This window comes from Serratia sp. JSRIV004 (assembly GCF_019968705.1).
Classification (GTDB): domain Bacteria; phylum Pseudomonadota; class Gammaproteobacteria; order Enterobacterales; family Enterobacteriaceae; genus Chania; species Chania fonticola_B.
Genome location: NZ_CP074140.1, coordinates 635,554 through 658,584, shown reverse-complemented (window position 1 = coordinate 658,584; position 23,031 = coordinate 635,554). Strand labels below are relative to the sequence as shown.

Annotated in this window: 20 protein-coding genes; 7 read left to right on the top strand and 13 right to left on the bottom strand. The window is 46.9% G+C overall.

Annotation, left to right across the window (positions count from 1 at the left end):
* Positions 1-261 precede the first annotated feature (261 nt).
* The 6 genes from KGP21_RS03085 to KGP21_RS03060 form a co-directional block, all read right to left on the bottom strand.
* Positions 262-909: a helix-turn-helix transcriptional regulator gene (locus tag KGP21_RS03085; RefSeq protein WP_223498779.1), complete on the bottom strand. Its 648-nt coding sequence runs from the start codon at positions 907-909 to the stop codon at positions 262-264.
* A 142-nt stretch (positions 910-1,051) separates the two neighbouring features.
* Positions 1,052-1,681, bottom strand: a complete 630-nt coding sequence (locus KGP21_RS03080; protein WP_223498778.1) for a response regulator transcription factor — start codon at positions 1,679-1,681, stop codon at positions 1,052-1,054.
* Between the two features lie 80 nt (positions 1,682-1,761).
* Positions 1,762-2,961, bottom strand: coding sequence for a fimbrial protein (locus KGP21_RS03075; RefSeq protein WP_223537190.1), 1,200 nt, complete (start codon positions 2,959-2,961; stop codon positions 1,762-1,764).
* A 17-nt stretch (positions 2,962-2,978) separates the two neighbouring features.
* Entirely contained in the window at positions 2,979-5,516 is a 2,538-nt protein-coding gene (locus KGP21_RS03070) for a fimbria/pilus outer membrane usher protein (RefSeq protein ID WP_223498776.1), read from the bottom strand.
* 35 nt (positions 5,517-5,551) lie between these two features.
* Positions 5,552-6,289, bottom strand: coding sequence for a molecular chaperone (locus KGP21_RS03065; RefSeq protein WP_223537188.1), 738 nt, complete (start codon positions 6,287-6,289; stop codon positions 5,552-5,554).
* A gap of 65 nt (positions 6,290-6,354) precedes the next feature.
* Positions 6,355-6,876 (bottom strand): fimbrial protein, encoded by a 522-nt coding sequence (locus KGP21_RS03060; protein ID WP_223498774.1) that lies wholly within the window; start codon positions 6,874-6,876, stop codon positions 6,355-6,357.
* 1,872 nt (positions 6,877-8,748) lie between these two features.
* On the opposite strand from KGP21_RS03060, the gene KGP21_RS03055 reads away from it, so the two are divergent.
* The 4 genes from KGP21_RS03055 to KGP21_RS03040 all read left to right on the top strand — a co-directional run bounded on the left by KGP21_RS03055 (position 8,749) and on the right by KGP21_RS03040 (position 13,798).
* A complete protein-coding gene (locus tag KGP21_RS03055; protein WP_223498773.1) occupies positions 8,749-9,276 on the top strand; it encodes a LuxR C-terminal-related transcriptional regulator in 528 nt (175 codons plus the stop codon).
* Between the two features lie 404 nt (positions 9,277-9,680).
* The gene (locus tag KGP21_RS03050; protein ID WP_223498772.1) at positions 9,681-10,334 is read left to right on the top strand and encodes a response regulator transcription factor; all 654 of its coding nucleotides are present in this window, start codon (positions 9,681-9,683) and stop codon (positions 10,332-10,334) included.
* 31 nt (positions 10,335-10,365) lie between these two features.
* Positions 10,366-13,392 carry an ATP-binding protein gene (locus KGP21_RS03045; RefSeq protein WP_223537186.1) on the top strand — a complete coding sequence of 1,009 codons (3,027 nt, stop codon included), beginning with the start codon at positions 10,366-10,368 and terminating at the stop codon, positions 13,390-13,392.
* A gap of 109 nt (positions 13,393-13,501) precedes the next feature.
* Complete coding sequence (locus tag KGP21_RS03040; RefSeq protein ID WP_223498770.1) at positions 13,502-13,798, top strand: GIY-YIG nuclease family protein; 297 nt, start codon at positions 13,502-13,504, stop codon at positions 13,796-13,798.
* Here KGP21_RS03040 and KGP21_RS03035 read toward each other — a convergent pair.
* Entirely contained in the window at positions 13,785-14,288 is a 504-nt protein-coding gene (locus KGP21_RS03035) for a GNAT family N-acetyltransferase (protein WP_223537184.1), read from the bottom strand. The genes KGP21_RS03040 and KGP21_RS03035 overlap by 14 nt on opposite strands.
* Positions 14,282-14,803, bottom strand: a complete 522-nt coding sequence (locus KGP21_RS03030; protein WP_024483381.1) for an SCP2 domain-containing protein — start codon at positions 14,801-14,803, stop codon at positions 14,282-14,284. The genes KGP21_RS03035 and KGP21_RS03030 overlap by 7 nt, the downstream gene beginning before the upstream one ends.
* Positions 14,804-15,091: 288 nt before the next feature.
* Between KGP21_RS03030 and KGP21_RS03025 the strand changes: the two genes are divergently transcribed.
* Together KGP21_RS03025 and KGP21_RS03020 are read left to right on the top strand one after the other, a co-directional pair.
* Positions 15,092-16,087 carry a peptidase U32 family protein gene (locus KGP21_RS03025; protein WP_021179065.1) on the top strand — a complete coding sequence of 332 codons (996 nt, stop codon included), beginning with the start codon at positions 15,092-15,094 and terminating at the stop codon, positions 16,085-16,087.
* 8 nt (positions 16,088-16,095) lie between these two features.
* A complete protein-coding gene (locus tag KGP21_RS03020; protein WP_021807508.1) occupies positions 16,096-16,974 on the top strand; it encodes a U32 family peptidase in 879 nt (292 codons plus the stop codon).
* Positions 16,975-17,009: 35 nt separating this feature from the next.
* Here KGP21_RS03020 and KGP21_RS03015 read toward each other — a convergent pair whose 3' ends face one another.
* The 3 genes from KGP21_RS03015 to KGP21_RS03005 are packed head-to-tail and all read right to left on the bottom strand — an operon-like array spanning position 17,010 to position 20,256.
* Entirely contained in the window at positions 17,010-18,152 is a 1,143-nt protein-coding gene (locus KGP21_RS03015) for an ABC transporter permease (protein ID WP_021179063.1), read from the bottom strand.
* Entirely contained in the window at positions 18,149-19,303 is a 1,155-nt protein-coding gene (locus KGP21_RS03010) for an ABC transporter permease (protein ID WP_209523770.1), read from the bottom strand. The genes KGP21_RS03015 and KGP21_RS03010 overlap by 4 nt, the downstream gene beginning before the upstream one ends.
* Positions 19,285-20,256 (bottom strand): HlyD family secretion protein, encoded by a 972-nt coding sequence (locus KGP21_RS03005; protein WP_223537180.1) that lies wholly within the window; start codon positions 20,254-20,256, stop codon positions 19,285-19,287. The genes KGP21_RS03010 and KGP21_RS03005 overlap by 19 nt, the downstream gene beginning before the upstream one ends.
* A 203-nt stretch (positions 20,257-20,459) precedes the next feature.
* Here KGP21_RS03005 and KGP21_RS03000 point away from each other — a divergent pair, with 203 nt between their 5' ends.
* Positions 20,460-21,485, top strand: a complete 1,026-nt coding sequence (locus tag KGP21_RS03000; protein ID WP_059199546.1) for an LLM class flavin-dependent oxidoreductase — start codon at positions 20,460-20,462, stop codon at positions 21,483-21,485.
* 34 nt (positions 21,486-21,519) lie between these two features.
* Here the strand turns inward: KGP21_RS03000 and yedF are convergent, their stop codons facing one another.
* Together yedF and yedE are read right to left on the bottom strand one after the other, a co-directional pair.
* The gene (yedF, locus tag KGP21_RS02995) at positions 21,520-21,759 is read right to left on the bottom strand and encodes a sulfurtransferase-like selenium metabolism protein YedF (RefSeq protein ID WP_021179059.1); all 240 of its coding nucleotides are present in this window, start codon (positions 21,757-21,759) and stop codon (positions 21,520-21,522) included.
* Entirely contained in the window at positions 21,756-22,970 is a 1,215-nt protein-coding gene (gene yedE, locus KGP21_RS02990) for a selenium metabolism membrane protein YedE/FdhT (protein WP_021807513.1), read from the bottom strand. Before yedE ends, yedF begins: the two co-directional genes overlap by 4 nt.
* Positions 22,971-23,031: the final 61 nt, after the last annotated feature.

Genomic DNA, 23,031 nt, shown 5'->3' with positions numbered 1-23,031 from the left:
ATACTACCCCATTCTTTTTGATGAGTTATTAGTCAGTAAAATCACGTTCCCCATCAAGGATGTCAATTCCATCCTTGAGACGGCTCGCCCGCCTGAGCTCTGGCGGGCGAGGACTGGAAAGTATAAAGTAACTGTAATTTCATGTACCAGTCACGTTCCCGAGAATTACACACATCATTCAAATCACTGTTGATTCGTTAGAAGTTTGCGAGCGTCCGCTTTATCCTTAAGGATATATGATTACTATCACACCAATACGAGTTATAACCGCGCGCAAATTTGAGCGCACGCCAGAACAGGAGGGATCCTAAACAATTGGTTAGTAGGAATCAAGAGTGACTGAATAGTCCTAACGCCTAATTTTTTTAACGCTTTTCGTTTATAATACCCCACTAATTTAGGGCTAATAGAGAGAACTTGAGATATCTTTTTATAATCAAACTCCATTAAAATGCCATTTAATACTTGCCTCTCACGTAATGACAAAGGTTTGGCTACCTTCTTAAAATACCCTGAAAATTCCGACAAATCATTACTCATGAGTTCATTAATCTGTCGCGTGATAGATGAAAGAGAGTTTTGTGTATCGATAAAACCTATCCGTGCACAAGTCTCCAGCAAGTAATCTATCAAACCGGAACTTCTGTATACATCCAAAATTATTATCACTCGGTGCTGATGACTTTCTTGGAAAATAATTTCTATAAAAGACAGAATATCCATTACGGTATAGTCTGACCCTTGCAAAGATATAATAAAGAGATTAGCTTTATTTACCGAAAGTAGATGTAAATGACATTGATGTATTTTTTCATAACTGAGTACTCTGCAACTTGATGGCAGAAGCTCGCTTAACCCCAGTCGGGTAAATTGGCACGGGTGCAAAATAGTAGCATGCTTGATACTCATTTTTAAATCCTTAAGTTTTTACGTGTTATCCATAACAGACATCTTTACAACGTAATCATTACAAAAATAACCAAAATGAAATAGGAAAACAAAATATAATAAACATGTTGACCATGCAGTATATACTTGTAAAAATCAGCATTCAGTCGATAATGTTATTTACTTCAAGCAAACCAACAAGGTCGATTACGCTATGAATATTCAACTTTCCTAATATATTTCTCTTGTGAGAACTTACTGTTTTTGCACTGATATTAAAAAACTTTGAAATCTCATGGTTTTTAAGACCTTTAGCCAAGGCAATAGCAATAGAAACCTCTCGCTTTGAAAGCTGACTAAAAACACCCAACTGAACGCCATCACTATGATCACTGTAACTTGGAAAGCAGTTAATGTCGTTAACAATTAAATTAATTGCATTCAACAACACTTCAAATGAGTGTTTTCTGGAAATGAAACCATTAGCCCCCATCTGTGAAACCCTGCGCGAATAAACCCCCTCATTACTTCCAGAATAAACTAATATCTTGGTATTCTTGCACTCTCTTTTTAAACTAGAAATCACCTTCATAGTTGACATATTGACATCCAGAATAATTAATCCCGGTTTTTCTTTTACTATCTCCACAAGGAGATCTAAGTTATTTTCAGGACTGACAATAACTCGCATACCCAAGCGACTACTGATTAATGTCGCTAGAGAATCACGAACTATAGGATGCTCGTCAATAATATAAACTGATGGCCTAATGACTTTATTTATAGTATCCATAAAGAAACCGCTACTTGAAGAAAGGACTCATTAAATTTTAATAGCCACTTTTTAAGGGACAGCAAATTAACTGAAATCCTCTATTGATAATTGATATCAATAGTTGCCGTTGCATTTGCAGTTCCACTGCTGGAACTCTGCGCATTTGCTGTCCTGTAATAGTTAGCCGTGAACCGAATAACATCTGAGGTCACACTACCCACAGCATCACCTACGGCAAGTGCAGACGAGGTGTTTGCTACGCCAAATTTAACGGGTTGGTATTGCCCACCAGACGGCCCAAAAGGTAATGATTTAAGCTGAAGTGCAAACCCTTTTGCCACATTACTGCCACTGAATGCAATCAAGCCAAGCGTATTACTAGGATCATTGATGGTATCAGCCTGACCGGCATTAACTCGATAAGTGACTGCGGTTTTCGGCAAGCAACGCAGGCCAATTCGGAATGATATCGGTGTCGTGGTCGCCCCCACATTCTGACTGGAAAATTCAGAGGAAATCCGGTTACCCATATTGACTGTTTTATACAGATCGCTGGAAACAATACCGCAGGTACGGACCGAAAAATTCACATGGTCAACATATAAGTTAAAATAAAAGTCATCATAAGCGGTTTTATCCGAACTGGTATAATTAACCATCCGAAATCGCATATAGTGCAGGAGACCACCTGTTCCCCAAGTAAACGAACCGGCTACGGCGTTAGCCGTTTGATACCCCTGAAAACCCACATTCTGGATCCCAAAATCCTGCATACGGATCACCACCGGGTTGGTAGGTGTTGCGTTGGCAGCCAGGATAAAAGGTGCACCCAGAGTATTAGTACCTGCGGCACCGGTAAACCAGACCTTATCCCCGGCCGGGCTGTTGTACCACATTTCTGCAGAATAGTAATAGTTACCATTACCATAGGCGGTGGTCTGCTGCATATTCGGATAACCCTTATTGGTAAACCGGGTATCTGGAATCAAGTGTGTTTGTAACACCGGAGTGACCTGCACGGGTGCTGTACAGGTCATGCTCCATGCAGCACTGCCGCTGTTCGATGATGGCGTAGCATAAGTGCTATTCGTCGGGCTGGGATATTTACCATCATTTACAGCGACAATACCGTTTGCTGAGGGTATTTCTACGTAGGGACTCATTACTGGAATACCCGGAGTCCAGACACAGGCACGAACGGCCAGTGCCTGTTGCGGTAACAGGCCAGATAACAGGGTGATAAGGAATACTCCTATCGCCCGTTCATTACGGATAATATTTACTAGAAATAGTTTCATTTTTGTTCTCTGGCAGCTTATTTCATAGGTGTACATGGCAGGGATAATTGGCGCATCCCATGAGTTTTGTCAGTCGTTTTCTCTTTGGCAAAATGATAGCGAATACGGCACTGGCCGGTTAAATCGGAGCGCCAAGAGACAAGCAGCAGGCCATCATCATTCAAGCCACTGGCATACAGTACGCCACCCTGACCAACCATACCGACATTATTACCCTTCTCATCCACAACCATTGCTCCCATAGGTAAAGGTTCACCATCAGGTGTCGTACTTTCGATGAACGCCTTATTTCCTGAACGGGTATCGAATTTAACTTTGACGATTGCGCCACTATAGGGCACAACTTTGCTACCACTGCTTAAAAGCTCTGTATTTTCAGGCATGCCTTGTGGATCGATATTAATAGTGTTATTGCGATAAGCACTGAGATAAGGCACAATCGCATAACCGAAACGGTCAATAGTGACGCCTGAAATATTTTCCACTCTGGCACCTGCGGCATCTTTTGCCTCTACCAATGCCATGGCATCTGCAGCATATTGCCCCAAAGTCAGCCCACCTGAATGAACAACCGCAGACCCGGACATCCCCAAGGCATATTGCCGGAAATTTCGTCCCTGACTGGCTGACACTGATGCCTGCCCCATGGAGTGATTTTTAGCCATATTGCCAGACACAGAGCTTTGATTGTGGGAATCAGTACTGCCTGACATTCCATAAGACAGAGAGTTATCCTGCCCCAATGAGCCATTAAGACCCAGCGTGGTTTGCGACAAGCCTTCGCTATTCGTGTTAAGGCTAGTGGTAACACTATGATATCCATAACGTTCACTACCAAAGGGGATACTTAATGTCAGCATATATTGATTTTCGCTTTCGCCTGAATTATTGCTTACTCGCGAAATAGAAGTGCCGACATTAATATTCTTAACTAAAAATGAATATCCTGCCTGATAATTGCTCGATGAGCCAGGCCTATCCCAATAGGATAGGATAGAACCAGAAATAAACAGACTACCGTAATCTAAAACTTGTTGACTGATTGCCAGTTCAAAGCGCCCTTTCTGGCGCAGAACATGACTATAATCCAGCTCACGCTGCTGTGCTGCCTCATTGAAACCATAATAACCCTTATCAGAATAGCGATAGGTCGCTAATGATAAAAACGTTTGGCTAATTTCCAAATACTTGCTATGAGAGGCTTTAACACTCCAACCTCGGCTGTTACCCGATGGCAGGTCTGTCGATGAGCCTGTAATATCAACCCCCAGTGCGCCAAGACGGGTATTGAATGCAGAACCTACTACAGCAGACTGATAATTTTCAGCGAACTGACTCCCTACATAGGCCGTTACATTATTAGATACCCCACGGGAATAGAGTGCTTGCAAAAATGTAGGCTTGCTACGTAAAATTTGGTTATTCAACTGACCAAAGGTCACAGCATAACGGGAGCTATTGTCCCGTAATAATGATGCTACCGAAGAGTAAGGTACTGAAAATGTCTGTACCGTCCCATCCGTTTCAGTAACAACCACATCCAGTTCACCGCCATATCCAGTAGGATAAAGATCATCGATCGCAAAAGCGCCAGGAGCAACGGTAGTTTTATTTAGCAAAACTCCTCGCTGACTTACTTGTACCAGTGCATTGGTACGCGCTACGCCACGAACTACCGGTGCAAATCCCTGCTGTGAAGCAGGCAGCATACGGTCATCGGAAGCAAGTTGGATGCCACGAAAGCTCAAGCTATCGAAGTATTGTCCGGATGTATTGTATTCACCGGCTACCAACATACCCTTAAAGGCTGGTAATGGGCGTTGCAGATAACTGTTCAGCGTTGTCCATTTACTAATACCGTTATTGCTGCTGCTATAGTTGGAATTATTTCTCAGTTGCCACAAACCCAAGTTCACGCCACTATTGAGTAAGGTGAAAAAGTTAGAATTAGTAAGTGCCTGTTGATTACCATTAATACGGGACTCATAATAGTTTGCATTATAATTAATAAAGCCCGCGTTAATACCCGCATCCCACAATGCTTGACTGACGTCCCCTTGAGATTCACGTTGCAAGTAAACCTGCGGGATCGAAAAATCCACAGCCAAGTCTGGCATGTTTATGATATAACTGGCAGTAGGTATCAGTGAGTTGAGTAACACACAGCTGCCGGAGTCTGAATCAAGCGGCACATTTTCAACTTTAAGATCCAGCAATCTTATTAGCTCTTTACTCAGACAGACAACTTTTTTATTTTCAATATCTTTTATGAGTAGGTTAACCTTACCCACAAGCTTTTTATTAACCAGAATAGACATGCTGTAACTACCTGGTGTAATATCATTACCATATGCAAAACGAGCAACATCGACCTTTTCTGATCCCACTAAGAAACTAGTGTTATATAAGTACGCCTGCCCCTTGGAACTATCCTGCGGTATCACAGATGCATCAGCACCCCAGGCTGCCCCCACCAGAGTTATATTGGCTAACAATAATACCAGAGCAACTTTAGACGTTGAATTCCTGGTATTCGCTTCATTTATCTGGTCCATAGAGAGAATGTCGTCCTTATGTAATTCAAAGCAGGTTATAAAAGTGTTTCAGTGTATTCCTTTGCACCACCTTGATCGTTAATGAGAAGGTAGTTCAGTTTTATAGGCAATGTACTTTCTGGCACTTTAACCTTGGTACTCAAGGACCCGAATGGTGCGATCATGCCAAAACGTTGTAATGAAACCGACACGGGCTTATTATTCACCATGACATCAACCTGAGAAAAAGACAGATAGTAAGGCGATGTATTTTTACAACTGAGCGTCAGCATCTGCGGTGTCTCTTTGTTGCCAGTACACTGCATCTGTTTAGCCAGCTCATCCGTTTTTGGTGTTGCCAGTTCTGCTGGGCGATAAAATAGTTTTATCCTACTTCTGAATGCCAACTGTAAACTATTTTCTTTATTATTGGCGTCTGTTGGCGGTATTTCAAAGACATTAACCCAAAATACAGACTCTCTATCTTTTACCGATATGCTGCCATTATAAATTATACGTAATGACTGTCCCTGCTTAGGTTCCATACGAAACATTGGCGGTGTAATAGCAAACGGTGTTTTAGGCATTTTTGCCGACATGGCTGAATGACCATCATCAACCCATGCTTGAACTAGCACTGGCAATGAATTGTCATTTTCAATGCGCAGTGAAACCTCCTGTTTATCGCTAGGAAAAACCACACGCGTGCCGTGTATAATAACACTAGCGGATGCATAACTGACATAGTTACTTAATGCCAATACCAAGATGATATAGGGATTTAATTTATTCATATTCGTCTTGTGAAAATTAAAAATGAATAGAGGGGTACCCCCCTCTATATAATAATTTAGCTAACTTACTGGTATGACAGAGTGTAAGATACTTCAGAATTTGCAGTCCCTACCTCAGCCTCACCGGTAGCGTAATAGGCTGCAACATAGTTCAGTGTCGCATTACCGCCAGTCAGCGTAACGAAGGTTTGTGCCGGAATAACACCGTTGACAGGCTGCAAAGCACCCATGCTGTCATAGAGCGCGATTTCAACATTACTGGCTTCTGAGGTAGCATCCAGATTCAAGCGGCCAGCCGGGTTACCCAACGTCAGAGACTCGAAATGAGCGGCAACCGCGGTGTTACCCCCTGTACAGCCTGTCAATTCTATTGCGAAGTTTTTCGCGCCTGCAGTCTGTCCAGAAGTCATCAGGGATGATGCCGGAACATTGCCCAGATTGACTAATTGCGGAGCCGCAACGCCACCATTAATTGAACAGGTGCTTGCAGTGATATTACCGGTGAAATTAACTTGGCCATCCGCAGCACTTGCTAAATGGGAGGCACCAGCCAAGAGGAATGATAATGCTAATGCAATTTTTTTCATTTAAAATACCATTTAAGAAGTAAGTTTCCCTATAATCTATGACTAGATCATATCATTTGAGTCATTCCTTAGCGAACTAGGGAATATTAATAACTCAACACCCCGACAAAGCAGAACACACTTAGCCTTGAATGCCTGACTATAATAGTTATCTTTTCCTATTTGTGTATAGATATGAATCACCCATTTTGGGGTAAGCCTTTTCCTGAATTTTTCTAGGATTTTACTTATTTTTTGCTCAGAACAACGCCCTGAAATATACCATCCTATTGTTTTTGTTATATTTATACACATATCTCTATTGCATTCATATTAATTGATAAGCATTCGTATTTGTAAATAAAGCTATATCATGTTCCAATTTATACCGTGCACCCGTTCGATATAGGATACAGATGGCATTGCAACGCCGGTTTTACCTGACGCTGACTGAAAATAGGAGCATTTATCTACTCAGATACAGATGGTAAGGTAAGTTTAGGCGTTATAAATCATGGTAGTTTCAGTATGTAAACCGGGCCATTGTCGGTAATGCCTTCGATCAGGGCAAAGAAGTCTCCTAATTGGTCAACGATGCCAATCCCCCCGTCTTAACGGTCAGTTTATTTCAAGACGGTAAATGTTTTAGCCCTGCTATAGCCACAATCAAGCTGATTTTTCCGGTGGCTAAAACCCTTGATGCAGCCAGCGTAGTAGACCTGAAAACTGCCAAACGGAGTAACAACCTATTGGTGGGTAGTGCCTTTTGTGGCAATCGCAGGCCAGGTAGTCGAAGTTCTCACATCGGTTGAGCGAGTATTGCTGATAGCGGCAAAAACAGCTGTCTGATTTTCTTCATGTTAACCCACCCAACTTAAAGACCACGTGATATCACCTTCATAAGAGTGATATGCACTTTCATGTCAGCGGCTAACCCCCTCCGTCTACTACCTATCTATTTTCACGACTATATATATTGAAGCGCTCGTTATAGCTTAACGAGAGATTAATTTGGCTATTACGGCCTATTTTTAACATACCACTTACAATTAAAACTAATTTCATATACTTGCAGCGTGTACCTATCAACATTTGCTTTGTCCTATGCCTATTGATATATTATGCTGTTTTAGTTAAATAAATGAAATTAATTACCACGCCTAAATTGATTTGCAGAATTAAAATGCCATTTTTTGTTAAATAATAAAATATATACCCAATTGATATTTACCTCAGTATCATAAGTAGGGATAATAAGAATCGATTATGATCTGATGATAATAAAAATTGAACGTAAAACACTGGGTTGTCAGTCATAGTCAGAAGCAATAGTTTGGTAAATTACTGGGAACTTCCTAAGTTCAGTAGTTGTACTGTAGGAAAGGGTGATGGGGTCACTATAGGGGTAAGATGACGACGACCTAAATGGTCTTTACAGCTATAATCTCACGACTGCAAGTCAGACATAACGAGAGTTGTATGAGCCCACATTATAGCTTGAGGGGACACCCATGAAATAGGTGTTAAATATACAATAGATAACACTATTTTCGGTACCATTAGTATATTTTATCTAATTTTTCCCTTGAGCATACCCCCTCCCCTCCAGGGAACGTTGAAGAGTCTTTTATCGGTTCCAATTTTCAATCCATCCATACTTAATTTTAAAAAATCACTTTAAATGGATGTTTATTGAAGTATTTAGCACTGCAAAAAATCAATGTGAATAGATTTCATTATGTTAAGGTGTGGAACTAACAAACTTACCTATATGTTTAACGAGTTATAATTTTAAACTTATTGATTTTTAATGTTAAATCTTGCTCTGAGGTACAAGAAATCAATGAGCGTCAATAATCGGGTATTTTTAATTTATAATTTTAGGTGGATAACTTGAATATTTATTTATTTTCAGAAGATATGTTTTTCCATGCTGGTTTAAATGATTTAGTAGAAAAGGAATACGGAATTTCAGTTAAACTCATTACCATTAGAATGATGATGAATTCACATAAAAATGGTTTTATAATGGAAGATGACGTATTTATGATAGCCGCTGGCGGCTTTAATTTTACAATGTCTATATTAGTGATGCTAGATTATTTTTGTTGTCGTGCATATATACTCCCCTATGATAGAAATGGATTGCTAAATACGAATTTATTTTCTTCATTCCTATCCTGCAAAGTAGACGAAAATTACATTAAAAGCATAGTTAAAGGACACGTTATATCAAACCTTCCTAAAATGTGTAAATTGAGCTATAAAGAGGCAAGCGTTTTAAGCTATAGACTTCAGGGAATAGATGTCTACAATCTGAGCCGACTGTTAGCAGTGAGCATAAAAACAGTTTACACTCAGCAAGAAAATGCTCTAAAAAAACTAGGTGTTAGAACACTCTCACATTTGCATATGATCTGAACTGTTGGCTTCTTTCATATTAAACAAGTCAGCCAGAAGATAAAAACATGATTTAAACAGCTAATAAGATGACATTTGAAATAAACTAACGCTCTTCCTGAAATCATTCTAGATAACTTTCACAACCCCATTAAATTTAGTTTTTTTTTGGAGAAGAACGGAGCATATTCTGTACATCCGCTCTACATTTCTTGTTACAAAACGAGGGTGGTAACAGATTAAGTAACTATAAAATTCCGCTAATCGCATTAGATTTTTGCTACGCTGGGCCAAAATGATATCATTTACTTAAAAAAACAGCATAATTCTATAAATGAACTATAATGATAATAACCATTGGAAATTATAATGCTTAAATTAAGTCAATAAGTCGGTTTTATTATATATGATTTTGGAGTGGTATCATGGCCCTTGACGTTCAGTTGAATAAGTCAGTCGTTATTATTGAGGATCACCCATCAGTACGTTTTGCACTTAGAACTATCCTGTCAACAGAAAATAATATTGATGTTATTGGTGAGGCAAGTAATGGCCAAGAAGGTATATTAGCTGTCAAAAAGCTAAAGCCTGACCTAATTATACTTGACTTAATCCTACCTGGCACCAACGGTCTCGAGCTTGTTTTCAATATTAAAAATCATGCCGAAAACTCAAAGATATTAATTTTTTCAAGTCATGATCCGCGTATTTACGCTGAAAAACTAGCCGCAATAGGGTGTAATGGATATATCAGTAAGAGTTGCACCACGGAGGAAATATTGAGCATGGTACGTTCAGTACTTGCTGGATATAACTGTTTTCCTTCGAATTCTCAATGGAGTAAAGAAGTTAAGAACTCTGACACTGGCGACATAGTTAATAGATTGACACATCGAGAACTCACTATTTTCATTGCTCTAGCCAAAGGGCAGAGTAACATAGGTATTGCACAGGCATTAAATATAAGTGAAAAAACGGTTAGCACTCACAAACTAAATATAAAGAAAAAACTTAACCTTAATAGTTCTGTTGAGATGGCTTCATTCGCTATACTTCATGGCTTAATCAATGGAGGTTGATTCATTATAGAGTTTCATAAGGAGATATTTTATGAATAACGCTAAAATAAATTTTATTTTTATGTTTTTATCTATTTTTAGTGTTAGTACTTCTTTTAGGGTCGCGGCTATCGAAACCTTAAAAAAATATCCATTAACTAAAATTGAAACGGTAACCGCCTCCTTCCCAGCATCCAAATTGATAAAAGAGTGTTGTTTGTCAAGCTATTCACCTTCCCTCCTAAAACCTGAGAGTTACCTATTCAGGGATGCAAAAAAATCGGAACAAAAGATTATTTTCAATCAGGATGAACAAGATTGGATAAAATCTCACCCGATAATATTTTATAGTATCACCAATGATGAGACACCGTTATCTTTTTCCTCAACTACAGGTACGCCCGCAGGCTTTGCTGCTGAAAAACTTAATGATCTAGGTCAGCGTATTGGTGTCGTTTTTCAGGGCCGGTTAAGGCGCACACAACAAGAGTTGTTCACTGATATTCAACAAGGGAATAGCACATTTATACCTTATATCTATAAAATGCCTAAAGATAAACCTGACTTACTGTCGCTAACTATCCCCTACAACTATTCAGTGCTAGTCATCATCTCACGTAAAGAAGGGCCACACTTTGAGAGTATGGCAGCCTTAAAGGGAAAGATTATTGCGTTAACAGCATCACCCAAGCGCGCATTACTAGAGGAATTCAAGTCTTTTCCGGTCAATATGACATTACAATCAAAAACATCAGATGCTTTAAACCTATTAACCCAAGGTAATGTCGATGCGGTCGTCGCTGATTTTACTCTTGCAAGTTACGAGATTTCACATAACTACCAGAATGAATTGGTGATTGATGGGCCCGCATTACCCACCCCTAGCTATATTCCTTACAGTATAGGTGTCGCTAAAGGCCAACCTGAGTTTCTGAGTATAATGAACAAAGTGATACTGGGATTGCCAACTAATTACTTTGAATTCAAACAACAGTATGATGCCAACTCACCTTTCCCAGAGAAACCATTCCTTTGGAATCAAAATAAATTCCTTGTAGGTGCCACTATTGTTTTTATTATTATTTTACTCTCTTTGTTCTGGGTTAAGCTATTGTGGGTACAGGTAAAAAAAAGAAAAAGCACGGAAATAAAATTACTGGATGAACTGTCTTTTCAACGAGTACTGTTTGATAACTTACCATTAGCAATGTTTGTCGTGAAAGCTGATTTTCAAATAGAATCAGGCAATCCAGCTTTTATGGAGCTATTGCAAATCCCAGCCTCCGATGCTGATGAACCCACTCTCTTCATACTTAATGAGCATCCCCATTTCTTCACTCAACTCAGAGAGATCTATTATCAATCGAAGGATACCGGAAAAGCCTGTTTTAAAGACTTGAGTTTTACTACCGAACATGAAACCAGTCATTTATATACCTGGAGCATTCCTTTCTATAACAGCCTTGGCGATATTGCGGGTATGTTAAGTGGTTGGCTGGACATCAGCGAACGTACACGTCTTGAGACAGCGCTGCGCCAGGCTAAGGAACTCGCCGACAAGGCGAATCGTGCCAAGTCAACTTTCCTGTCTACGATAAGTCACGAAATTCGTACCCCGTTGAACGTGATCATTGGTATGTTGGAATTGCAGCTACACAGTAATGAATTAGCGCTGCAACAGCGCAATGAATTGACGATTGCCAATGAATCTTCGCAACATTTATTAATGCTTATTGACGACCTTCTGGATTTATCCAAGATTGAAGCGGATAAAATGGTTTTACAACCACAACCTGTCTGTCTGTCTGAACAGCTTGGATTGTTAGAACGGATGTTTTCTCCTATGGCCAAGAGTAAAGGTCTCGATTTTATTTTGCAGCTCAGCGGGGATGCGACAGATTGTTGGCTACTGGCGGATCCTTTGCGACTGCGTCAGATCTTGGCCAATCTGCTGTCCAATGCGGTGAAATTTACCCGGCAAGGAAAGATTACCTTCCAATGCACGGCCAATAGAAAACCTGATAGCGATTCCATAACGGTAACATTCGAAGTTAGTGATACGGGCGTAGGGATTGCAATATCGGACATTCCAAGATTGTTCTCGCCATTTACTCAGATTGAGGAAGCTGCAAGGTATGCCGGAGGCACCGGTTTAGGTTTAACCATTAGCAGACGCCTATTGGATATGATGGCAGGTTACATTACGTTGAACAGCGAGCTGGGTAAAGGTACACAACTGCAGGTCTGTGTCACATTTCCTCCGGTGCAACCCGTTGAGAACGCTTTGCCAATTGACGCAGCCACTTCGGTGCAATCATTGCCGGAGTCTCCCCCTATACTCATCGTTGACGATCATTCTGCGAATAGAATATTGCTATCTACTCAATTGCAGCAACTCGGTGCCAACGTCACGACTGCAAATGACGGGATTCACGCTCTGGAATTGATGGCTAATAATAAATTTTCCTTAATAATCACAGATGTCGCTATGCCAGTAATGTCAGGAATGACGTTGGCAGAAAAAATACGCCAGCGTGAAGTCACACAGGGAGAAACCAGAGTCCCGATCGTTGGTTTAACTGCTTTTGTAGAACCTGAAATATTTGACGAGGCAATCGCTGCGGGGATGGATCTTTGTTTACGTAAGCCTATCGGTCTGGTGAAATGGGCCGAGATATTGCCGCAGTTTTGTCTATCCCCACTTAATCCCGGCACTGAACTTTCTTTAGACCAAGGTTTACAACAACGTTTACTGGAAGCTTTAGCAAATCAGCAATCTGCAGTCGCGATATTCTTACAGTCACTTTGGCAAAGTACGTTGGCCGATCGGCTCGAAGCACAACTTCACCGGCAGAATGGGGATTGGCTGTTACTATCCGAAACCATACATAGGCTCAAAGGCCCATTTAGTTTTATTCATCAAGATGACATTGTGAGCATATGTAATCAATTAGATACCCTGTGTCGCGAAAATGCGCCAAACCCGGACGCCATCTCACAGGCTCTGACATTTTTGGTGCAACAGCTTGATGACTTTAAGAGCCAGCTAGACAAACTTGGATATCTCAACCTTGAGTAAACTGATGGTCTACAGCTTCGTCATTTATCTGTTGAACTCTGGTGGGTAACGCTGAAAAATAGTGCAGTCCATCCACCAGAATGATCACTGGAAATTTACGCAGGCCGTTATGAATGAAACAACCTGGCATCTCTATATGCTGCGAATGCCAAGCGGGATGTTGTACACCGGTATCACGACAGACGTCGCCCGGCGAGCGGCGCAGCATCAGGCCGGTAATGGTGCCAAAGCCCTACGTGGCAAAGGGGAGCTGGAACTGGTTTTTCACTGCCAGGTGGGGGATCGCTCGATGGCGTTGCGGCTGGAGTATCGGGTGAAGCAGTTGAGCAAAAAGCAAAAAGAGGAGCTGATAGTTAATCCGCCCCTCTCATTGGAATACCTACTGCCGGTAGTTAAAAGCGACTAAAGGGCGCCGAATACTCCACCAGCCCATTCACACCGCTCAGTGCATCTTCCGCCAACGGATAAACCTGGAATGCGGCTTCCGTTCCTGGCCAGCGGCAACGCAGATCGAACTGGGCAGCCGTTTTAAAGCCGAAACGCCCGTAGTAAGCCGGTTCGCCCAGCACCACCACGGCGGCATAGCCGAACTCATTCAGCGCATCCAACCCTTCGTAAACCAGCTTTTCGGCCAGCCCTTGGCGACGCAGGCTTTCCTCTACCGCCAACGGCGCGAGACCAACCCATTGGCGATCCTCGCCCGCAACGTCAACCGGGCTGAATGCGGCATAACCGACCACGCCACCCTCTTCGTCGGTGGCAACGATGCCCAGCGTCAACAACCCGTCTTCACGCAGTTGTTGCACCAGCTCGGCTTCGTCATCACGGCCAAAGGCGTTACGCAGCAGCGCATCAATGCCTGCGGCATCCACCGGAATTTCAACGCGGATCAGCATGGCTGCGGCACACGGGAAGTTTGCGCCGTGCCCTCCTGCAAACCGGCTTCCACAAAGTCCGCTAACCGCAGCAGCCCAACGCGTAACGGCGTAGGCATCGCATCCAGATCGATAGCGTCCATCAGATTTTTTACATACAGGCCCAATTCGGTATCTCCTTCAATCTGCAACCGACGCTGGAAAAACAGCGTGTCGGGATCTTGCTTGCGTGCCGCAATCAAAATCAGATCGTTGGCTTCGCCACTGAAGCTGACGTCCGCCTCAGCCTGTTGGCTCACCACCAGCCTATCGTTTTCTACTGTCATAAACCATTGCAGTGCCAGATCGCGCACTTCAATCTTCAGCCAGCGCGATTCGAGAAATTCTAAATCCCCCTCAGCCAGCGCCTGACGGAACTGCCAGCTCAGCACCTGTTGCAAAACCTGACGCTGCAGAGCAAACGGCGTGAATTTTAACGGTACGCGCAACAGCGACGGCCCTTGACGCACAATGCGTGCTCGTAGTTTTTCCAACACTGTTATTCACTCCTTTCTACTCAGTCTGAGGTTATTTTGCCACATTGCGGCTACGCGTAACCGGTCTATATCAACAAATGGTGCAATTAACGCTCATCTTTCCCTACAGATTTCAAGTTACCGCTTGAATATCAATACGCCAGAAGCTGCCTCAAATCAAAGCTTGTTAACCTCGGGTTCACTAAAATTGTCTCCCCTTTTACATCATTGCCAGGCGAATCAATGGCCCGGCAACGTTTATCACAGCATATACCTGGCCAGGTATATGGCTGGGATCAGGATAGATCTATGGAGCTGCTTTGCCCCGCTGGCAACCTGCCGGCCTTGAAAGCCGCGGTAGATAATGGCGCAGACGCCGTTTACATCGGCCTGAAAGACGATACCAATGCGCGCCACTTTGCCGGGCTGAACTTTACCGAGAAGAAGCTGCAGGAAGCGGCTGACTATGTGCACCGGCATGGCCGCAAGCTGCATATCGCCATCAACACCTTTGCTCACCCCGATGGCTACGCACGCTGGCAGAGAGCCGTGGATATGGCCGCCCAGTTGGGTGCCGACGCGCTGATCCTGGCTGATTTGGCAATGCTGGAGTACGCAGCGGAACGTTATCCGCAGGTGGAGCGCCATGTTTCGGTGCAAGCCTCTGCGACCAATGAAGAAGCCATCCGTTTTTATCAACGCCACTTTGATGTGGCCCGCGTGGTGCTGCCTCGTGTGCTGTCGATGCACCAAGTGAAGCAATTATCACGCACCAGCCCAGTACCGTTGGAAGTGTTCGCCTTTGGCAGCCTGTGCATCATGGCCGAAGGGCGGTGTTACCTCTCCTCTTATCTGACCGGGGAATCACCTAACACCGTGGGCGCCTGCTCACCTGCCCGCTTTGTACGCTGGCAACAAACACCGCAGGGGATGGAATCGCGCCTGAATGACGTGCTGATCGACCGTTATCAGGACGGCGAAAACGCCGGTTACCCAACGCTGTGCAAAGGCCGCTATCTGGTGGATAACGTGCTCTATCACCCGCTGGAAGAGCCCACCAGCCTGAATACGCTGGAGCTGCTGCCAGAGCTACTGGCCGCCAATATTGCCTCGGTGAAGATTGAAGGCCGCCAACGCAGCCCTGCCTATGTCAGCCAGGTTGCGCGCGTCTGGCGCCAGGCCATAGATCGCTGTATGGCCAACCCGGCTGGCTATCAAGCCGACGCAGCCTGGATGGAAACGCTCGGCGCAATGTCCGAAGGCACCCAGACCACGCTTGGCGCGTACCACCGCAAATGGCAGTAGGAGAAACCATGAAATATGCATTAGGCCCGGTGCTCTACTACTGGCCAAACAGCGAGATAGAAGCCTTTTATCAGCAGGCGATAAGCAGCAGCGCCGATATTATCTATCTTGGCGAGAGCGTCTGCACCAAACGGCGTGAAATGAAAGTAGGTGACTGGCTGGCGCTGGCGCAGGAGATCGCCAAATCGGGTAAGCAGGTGGTGATCTCTACCTTGGCTTTGCTACAGGCACCCTCAGAGCTGAATGAGCTGAAGCGTTATGTGGAGAACGGCGAATTCCTGATCGAAGCCAACGATCTTGGTACGGTGAATATGGCCGCCGATCGCGGTTTGCCGTTTGTCGCCGGGCATGCACTCAATTGCTACAACGCCTACACTCTGCGCCTGCTGCACAAGCAGGGCATGATGCGCTGGTGCATGCCGGTAGAGCTTTCACGCGACTGGCTGGTCAATTTATTGCAGCAATGTGATGAGTTAGGGTTCCGCCAGGGGTTTGAAGTGGAAGTGTTGAGTTACGGGCACTTGCCACTGGCCTATTCGGCGCGCTGTTTTACTGCACGCTCGGAAAACCGGGGCAAGGATGAATGCGAAACCTGCTGCATCAAATATCCGCAGGGGCGCATCGTCAATTCTCAAGAGAACCAACAGGTGTTTGTGCTCAACGGTATCCAGACCATGAGTGGCTACTGCTACAACCTGGGCAACGAACTGACCAGCATGCAGGGGTTGGTGGATATTGTACGCCTGTCGCCACAGGGCGTAGAAACACTGGCGATGCTCGACAGCTTCCGAGCTAATGAGCAAGGTCAGCAGCCGCTGACGTTAACCGACCATACCGAATGCAACGGTTACTGGCGGCGCGTAGCCGGGTTGGAGCTGGTGCAGTAATAACTCATGGGGCCAGCATTCTGGCCCCATGGTTATCAGGAAGTCCGACGTTTACGAAATAGATTGCGCAGCCCCACGCGGTTACGCACGGCTCCAACGCCAATACCAATCAGCGTATAAATCGCCCCCAATAGCAGCAGCATGGCCACGTCCCCGCCGACATCACGCAGCGATAGCCCCATCTGATTCACGCCAGCAATGGCTTTGGTCGCCCAGGTTGAAGGGATCATCGATGAAATCGCCCTGACCCACTGCGGCATCGCTTGCAGCGGCCAGATAGTGCCAGAAAGGTAAAACACCGGGGTGGTGATAAACGACAGCGTCAGGTAGATCATTTCCACGCTGCGCAAGCATTCGGTTACCAGCTTGCCTAGCCCAAGCACCGCAAGCAGGAACGGGAAGGTCAGCAGCAAGATCTCGGGGATCGTCGCAGTCTGTCGATAGCCCAAAACCCAGGGCCACAGCACAAATAACACAATCGACAGGAACAGCCAGATCGGCAACAGGGCCGATAGCCCCCCCAGATAAACAGGAAGCGACGGCTTGCCGCCCGGCGTTCCTTTCAACACAATGCTGACGCGCACGCAGGCAATCAACAGCGAGTGCTGCAATAACATCACTAACAACCCTGGGAAGATAATCGCCGCAAAACTGATACCGGGGTTGAATACGTCCAGCGTTTGGCTCTGGATCGGCATCATGATCACCTGAGCCTGCCGTTCGCTGAACCCACTGCGCATCAACAGTGAGGTGTTGTACTGGCCGAGCAACTGCTGGTAAGCAGCCACCACGTCCTGCTGGATCTGGCCGTTTGCCAGCCGGTTGGTGGCATCACCGAACACCGGGATCTCAATGTTTTTGCCATTGAGGATCTTCTTCTCCAGATCCACCGGCATGATGATCACTGCAAACAGTTTGCGCCAACCCAGATCGCGTTTTGCCTCGTCCAGGCTGTCGTAAGTTTGGATGGCGATCTTCGGGGTGGCATCCAACTGGCGGATAAGCTGGCGGCTGGCGGTGCTGTGATCCTGATCGATCACTGCCACCGGTAGATCCCACACCGTGCGGTTGGCATAAACCGTGCTCATGATGCACAACGACAGGATCAACATTAGCCACATCGGCCGTTCCAACATGCTCGTCAATACTTTGCGGAAGGTGAGCCAATAGCTTTTCATCCCACCGTCTCCTCTTTTGCCAGCCGCTTCAGCAGCCGGTTACGCACCAACAGTGCGGTCACCAACGGGTAGACAATCAGCAGCGCACATACGCTGAGGATGGCGCTGGCGGGCACCTGACGCAGGAAGACGTCGAACATGGCGTACAGCGCGTGGGTAAGAGGCTCGATATTGGAGATGATGCGTGCGGGTAGCGGCATGGAAAGCTCGGGTACTGCCATGCCAGAGAAAGTCAGTGCAATACTCACCAACATGCCAATCAGGGTGTAGGCGGTAATGGCGCTGCCGGTAAAGGTGTACAGCAACAGGCCGATGCTTTGTGCCGCCATCACGTAGAAGAAGCCAATCATCAGCATAAACAGTGGGTTGCCGCTGACGCGAGCGTCAAAAATGCCCACCAACGCAGCAATCTCAACCATCAGCAAAGTGGTAAAGCACAGGGTGTAAGGGGCCAGTTTCCCCAGCAGGGCCAGGCTAAAGGGCTTGGCTTTCAGCAAGGACTTACTGCGCGCCATCACGTAAATCATGCAGGTAACCACAAACAGCTGCAGCATATGAATAGTAGCGGCAAACTGCTGATAATAGATATAGCTGCCACTGGCATTGAACAGGCTGCCGTAGTTGAGGGTGACATCCGCCAGCGGCGGCAGCGACTTGCCCATGGCCCCGGCAATGATCGAACGGTAATTGGCGTTGGCCTCGGCCATCAGGCCGCTGAAATCCTGAGTAGAATACAGCCCGGCACCGTAAAACAGCGCGTTGTAATACAGCACCACGCTCGGCTGATTGCCCGCCAGCGCGTCCGCCTCAAAATCGGCCGGGATAGACAGCAAAGCATAATCCTGCGCGCTACGCAGACGGCGCACCGACTCATCAAGACCGCCGTCATAGGCTTGCACATGGGCATGAGAACCCGCATCCAGCTTGCGGATCAGATTTTTGGATAGCGGGCTGTGATCGTTATCCACCACCGAGACCGGCAGATCGAGCAAGGTCCCTTCCGAGAAGTTACTGCTGATCAGGCCAAACAGGATCAACGGGAAGATCCATCCCAGCCAGTGCACCACCGGCCGGCGAAAAGCGATGCGGCACTCGTTGCTGAACGCGTGGCTGAAGCAGCGCCAACCTGCCCTTACTCTTTCCATTGCCATAAGGTGCTCATCCCTGGGCGCAGGCCATCTATCGGCTGCGACGGATACAAACGAACTTCAAAGGTTTTCAGATCAAAGTCACCGGTGGCTCGCGTGGCACGCTTGGTAGCGTAATCCCCCAACGGGGCGATATAGCGCACTTCTGCCTCGATCGTTTGGTCTTTCAACGCTGGGACGCGCAACTGGACCTTATCCCCCTTGCGGACATGCGCCAGAATATCTTCCCGCAGGTTAAACACGAAATAGGCGTCCGGTACGCGGATCAACGTCATCAACGGGCTGGAGGCGTTGAGCAGCTCACCGACTTCAGCCGGGATCGGCCCCACTTCGCCATCAACCGGAGCTTTAACCAGTAGATCGTCGGTCTGGGCCTGAATTTCTAGCAGGTCTTGCTCGGAGGCCCGCAGGGCTGCTTCGTATTTCTGCCGCAGTTCAATGCGATCGCCATTGATGCCTTCGTCCAAATTGGCTTTGGCGGCCTGCACCTGTTGATAGGCGGTATCACGCGCACGGCGTGAGCTGTCCAATTCAGATTTGGATACATAACCCTTGCTGGCAACGCTCAGGTTACGGTCGTAATCGTGTTGGGCATTCTGGTATTGCGCCTCGGCCTGTGCCAGATTGGCCCGCAGGTTACGGATGCTTTCTTCACGGGTGCCATGCAGCGATTGGTCCAACTGCGCTTGGGCCTCATCCAGCGAAGCCTGCGCCGAACGTAGCTGGGCCATCAGTTCCGGGCTTTCCAGCCGCAGCAGCAGTTGCCCGGTTTTCACATCGTCCCCGCGCTCTACCAGGCGCTCGATCACCCGGCCCTTGGCTTTGGAAGCGACGATCACTTCGGGGGCATCCACTTCGCCCTGCAACAACAAATCCTGATTATGCGCGCGGAATAGCACCGCCATGGCGATAGCTATCCCCATCAGCAGCAGGGTAAACAGCGTCTTCTTCTTCATTACTTCAGCCCCTTGAACATCAGCGTGCAAACAAAAACCATCATAGCTGTAAAAAAACCATTATTCTCATAAGGATATTGCGAGCACATATATCCCCTTTTATAACCGTATTTTCGATTATGCTTTTAACACAAAAAGCATAATCGCTTTTTTAGTTGCAGAACCCTGCAATCGCCCTTTAAGCGATCAACCTGATAAGCACAATGGACGATGAAATGACTGAACACACACGGGTACCGCTTTCGGTACTGGATTTATCCCCGATCCCTCAGGGAGCCAAGGCACGCGATGCGTTTCACTGCTCGCTGGATTTGGCGCAACATGCCGAAAAGTGGGGCTATCAGCGCTACTGGCTAGCGGAACACCACAATATGACCGGCATCGGCAGTGCCGCGACATCGGTATTACTGGGTTATTTAGCCTCCGGTACGCAGAGCATTCGCCTCGGTTCAGGTGGCGTGATGTTGCCAAACCATGCGCCGCTGGTGATCGCCGAACAGTTCGGCACCTTGGAATCTCTCTATCCTGGGCGTATCGATCTGGGGCTTGGCCGGGCACCGGGTACCGACCAACGCACCATGATGGCGCTGCGTCGCCACCTCTCTGGCGAGGTAGATAACTTCCCGCGTGACGTGCAGGAACTGCAACATTACTTTGGCGAAGTACAGCCGGGGCAAGCAGTGCAGGCCGTACCGGGCCAAGGGTTACATGTGCCAATCTGGCTGTTGGGTTCCAGCCTGTACAGTGCGCAGTTGGCGGCACAGCTCGGCTTGCCGTTTGCCTTCGCCTCGCACTTTGCGCCAGATATGCTGTTCCAGGCACTGAATGTGTACCGTGAGAACTTTACGCCGTCTGAGCAGTGCCAGCAGCCGCACGCGATGGTGTGTGTCAACGTGGTCGCCGCAGACAGCGACCAAAACGCCCGTTTCCTGTTCACTTCCATGCAGCAGCAGTTTATCAACCTGCGCCGTGGCTCACCAGGCCCACTGCCACCGCCGGTCGATAATATCCACGCGCTGTGGACAGCAGGCGAGCAGTATGGCGTCGATCAGGCACTGCGCATGTCGATCGTCGGTAGCGAAAGCACCATCCGCCATGGCCTGCAAAGCCTGCTGCGTGAAACCGGTGCGGATGAGATCATGGTTAACGGCCAGATTTTCGATCATCAGGCGCGTTTACGGTCGTTTGAGATTGTTGCCGGGGTGAAAGGCGACTTAGTGAAGGGATGAATGATAAGGGCACCGTAATGGTGCCCTTGTTCGATTAACGCTGGATGAGGTAACGAATGGTTGGCCCATCCTGCTGAATATCCAGCACCTTGTAGCCGTGGTTACGGGCATCGAGTGGAATATTATTGATTGACTGCGGGCAGTCGCTGATCACTTCCAGTATTTCGCCCGGTTTCAACTGCGGCATAGCCTCTAACGTAGCCACCGCCGGATAAGGACAAGGCTCTCCCACCATATCCAACCGGTAATCCGGCACGATCTCGGTCTGTTTCATGCTTCACTCCTTAAATTCACCACCTGCGCATCTGGCTTGGCGCGGAAAAAGCGTTTCTCCCACCACAGCATCGCGGCAAAGGCTATGGCCAGCAGCAGATAGGTCACCAGCAGGCCGCCGATCGGCCCGAAGGTATCCAGCAGGTTAATCTTGTCGTAGTTGGTCGCCAGGGCTGGCGCCAGATCGTCCCAGTAGTAGGCTAACAGCGTGGCGCCGATAATGTTGCCCAACCCCACCCACCAGTAATGGACCTGGCCTTCTACCGCACGATACATCCAGCCGGTTTCGCAGCCGCCCGCCAGCACAATACCGAAGCCAAACAGCAGGCCGCCCAGTACCGCATTGGGCCCGGCCCACATGATCTTCGGCGAGACGCCCAATTGCACATAGCTGAAGATGCCGATGGCGCTGACCGCCATGCCGATAATAATCGCTTTGGCCATATGCGTACGGCCAGTGATCCACAGATCGCGGAACGCTGAGGTAAAGCAGATCTGTGCCCGTTCAATCAGCAGACCAAAACCGATACCAAACAGCATGGCAATGCCGAGTTTCGGCGCATCAAATAACGTCCATAATGACCAAGCCACCGTGAGGCAGAAAATCACCATTCCCAAACGGAAACGGCGGCGTGCCTGCTCAGGTTTTTGCGTCAACGGTGAGGCCGCTTTCACTCTTTGCAGCTTGACCGGAATACGGAACATCGGCAGCAAGGTGAATTTGGCACCGAAGTAAGAACCCGCCGCCGTTGCCAGCGCAAAAAACCAGGCATGCAGCGAGAACTGTGGAATACCGGTAAAGAAGGCCGCCAGGTTACACCCCATCGCCAAACGCGCACCAAAACCGGCGATGATGCCGCCAAGCAACGCCTGTGCAATGCGGATGCGGTGCTGTGGCATACGTAATTTGATGTTGTTGGCCCACAGCGCGGCGGCGATACAACCCGCAAACATACCGATTATCATGCGCCCATCGATACGATCGAGTGGTGTGCCCTGTAGGCCGATCACCTTAAAGTAGCCCCACTGCTCGGGGTGGAAACCCAACCACTGCAAGATATGGCCGCCCCAGCGGGTAAATTCACCGGTTACCGCCCAGAAGGTGCCGGTCATGCCGAAATAGTAGGTCGAGAGGATCCCGGCTGCGATCACCGCCGGTAAAGGCGCCCAAAAGCGCACCAGGTATTGAGATTTGAATTGTTGCCAGTTCACGGCAGCTCCTGTGCATCCGTAAGATAAACCTTGCGAATGATACGCCCTTTAGCGGTATTAA

Bases quoted from the DNA above. Each gene is read 5' to 3' on its own strand.
- KGP21_RS03065 (WP_223537188.1), bottom strand. From the start codon at position 6,289: ATGAATAAATTAAATCCCTATATCATCTTGGTATTGGCATTAAGTAAC.
- KGP21_RS03045 (WP_223537186.1), top strand. From the start codon at position 10,366: ATGAATAACGCTAAAATAAATTTTATTTTTATGTTTTTATCTATTTTT.
- KGP21_RS03035 (WP_223537184.1), bottom strand. From the start codon at position 14,288: ATGCTGATCCGCGTTGAAATTCCGGTGGATGCCGCAGGCATTGATGCG.
- KGP21_RS03060 (WP_223498774.1), bottom strand. From the start codon at position 6,876: ATGAAAAAAATTGCATTAGCATTATCATTCCTCTTGGCTGGTGCCTCC.
- KGP21_RS03085 (WP_223498779.1), bottom strand. From the start codon at position 909: ATGAGTATCAAGCATGCTACTATTTTGCACCCGTGCCAATTTACCCGA.
- KGP21_RS03020 (WP_021807508.1), top strand. From the start codon at position 16,096: ATGAAATATGCATTAGGCCCGGTGCTCTACTACTGGCCAAACAGCGAG.
- KGP21_RS03080 (WP_223498778.1), bottom strand. From the start codon at position 1,681: ATGGATACTATAAATAAAGTCATTAGGCCATCAGTTTATATTATTGAC.
- yedF (WP_021179059.1), bottom strand. From the start codon at position 21,759: ATGAAACAGACCGAGATCGTGCCGGATTACCGGTTGGATATGGTGGGA.
- KGP21_RS03025 (WP_021179065.1), top strand. From the start codon at position 15,092: ATGGAGCTGCTTTGCCCCGCTGGCAACCTGCCGGCCTTGAAAGCCGCG.
- KGP21_RS03040 (WP_223498770.1), top strand. From the start codon at position 13,502: ATGAATGAAACAACCTGGCATCTCTATATGCTGCGAATGCCAAGCGGG.
- KGP21_RS03015 (WP_021179063.1), bottom strand. From the start codon at position 18,152: ATGAAAAGCTATTGGCTCACCTTCCGCAAAGTATTGACGAGCATGTTG.
- KGP21_RS03050 (WP_223498772.1), top strand. From the start codon at position 9,681: ATGGCCCTTGACGTTCAGTTGAATAAGTCAGTCGTTATTATTGAGGAT.
- KGP21_RS03000 (WP_059199546.1), top strand. From the start codon at position 20,460: ATGGACGATGAAATGACTGAACACACACGGGTACCGCTTTCGGTACTG.
- KGP21_RS03070 (WP_223498776.1), bottom strand. From the start codon at position 5,516: ATGGACCAGATAAATGAAGCGAATACCAGGAATTCAACGTCTAAAGTT.
- KGP21_RS03075 (WP_223537190.1), bottom strand. From the start codon at position 2,961: ATGAAACTATTTCTAGTAAATATTATCCGTAATGAACGGGCGATAGGA.
- KGP21_RS03010 (WP_209523770.1), bottom strand. From the start codon at position 19,303: ATGGCAATGGAAAGAGTAAGGGCAGGTTGGCGCTGCTTCAGCCACGCG.
- KGP21_RS03005 (WP_223537180.1), bottom strand. From the start codon at position 20,256: ATGAAGAAGAAGACGCTGTTTACCCTGCTGCTGATGGGGATAGCTATC.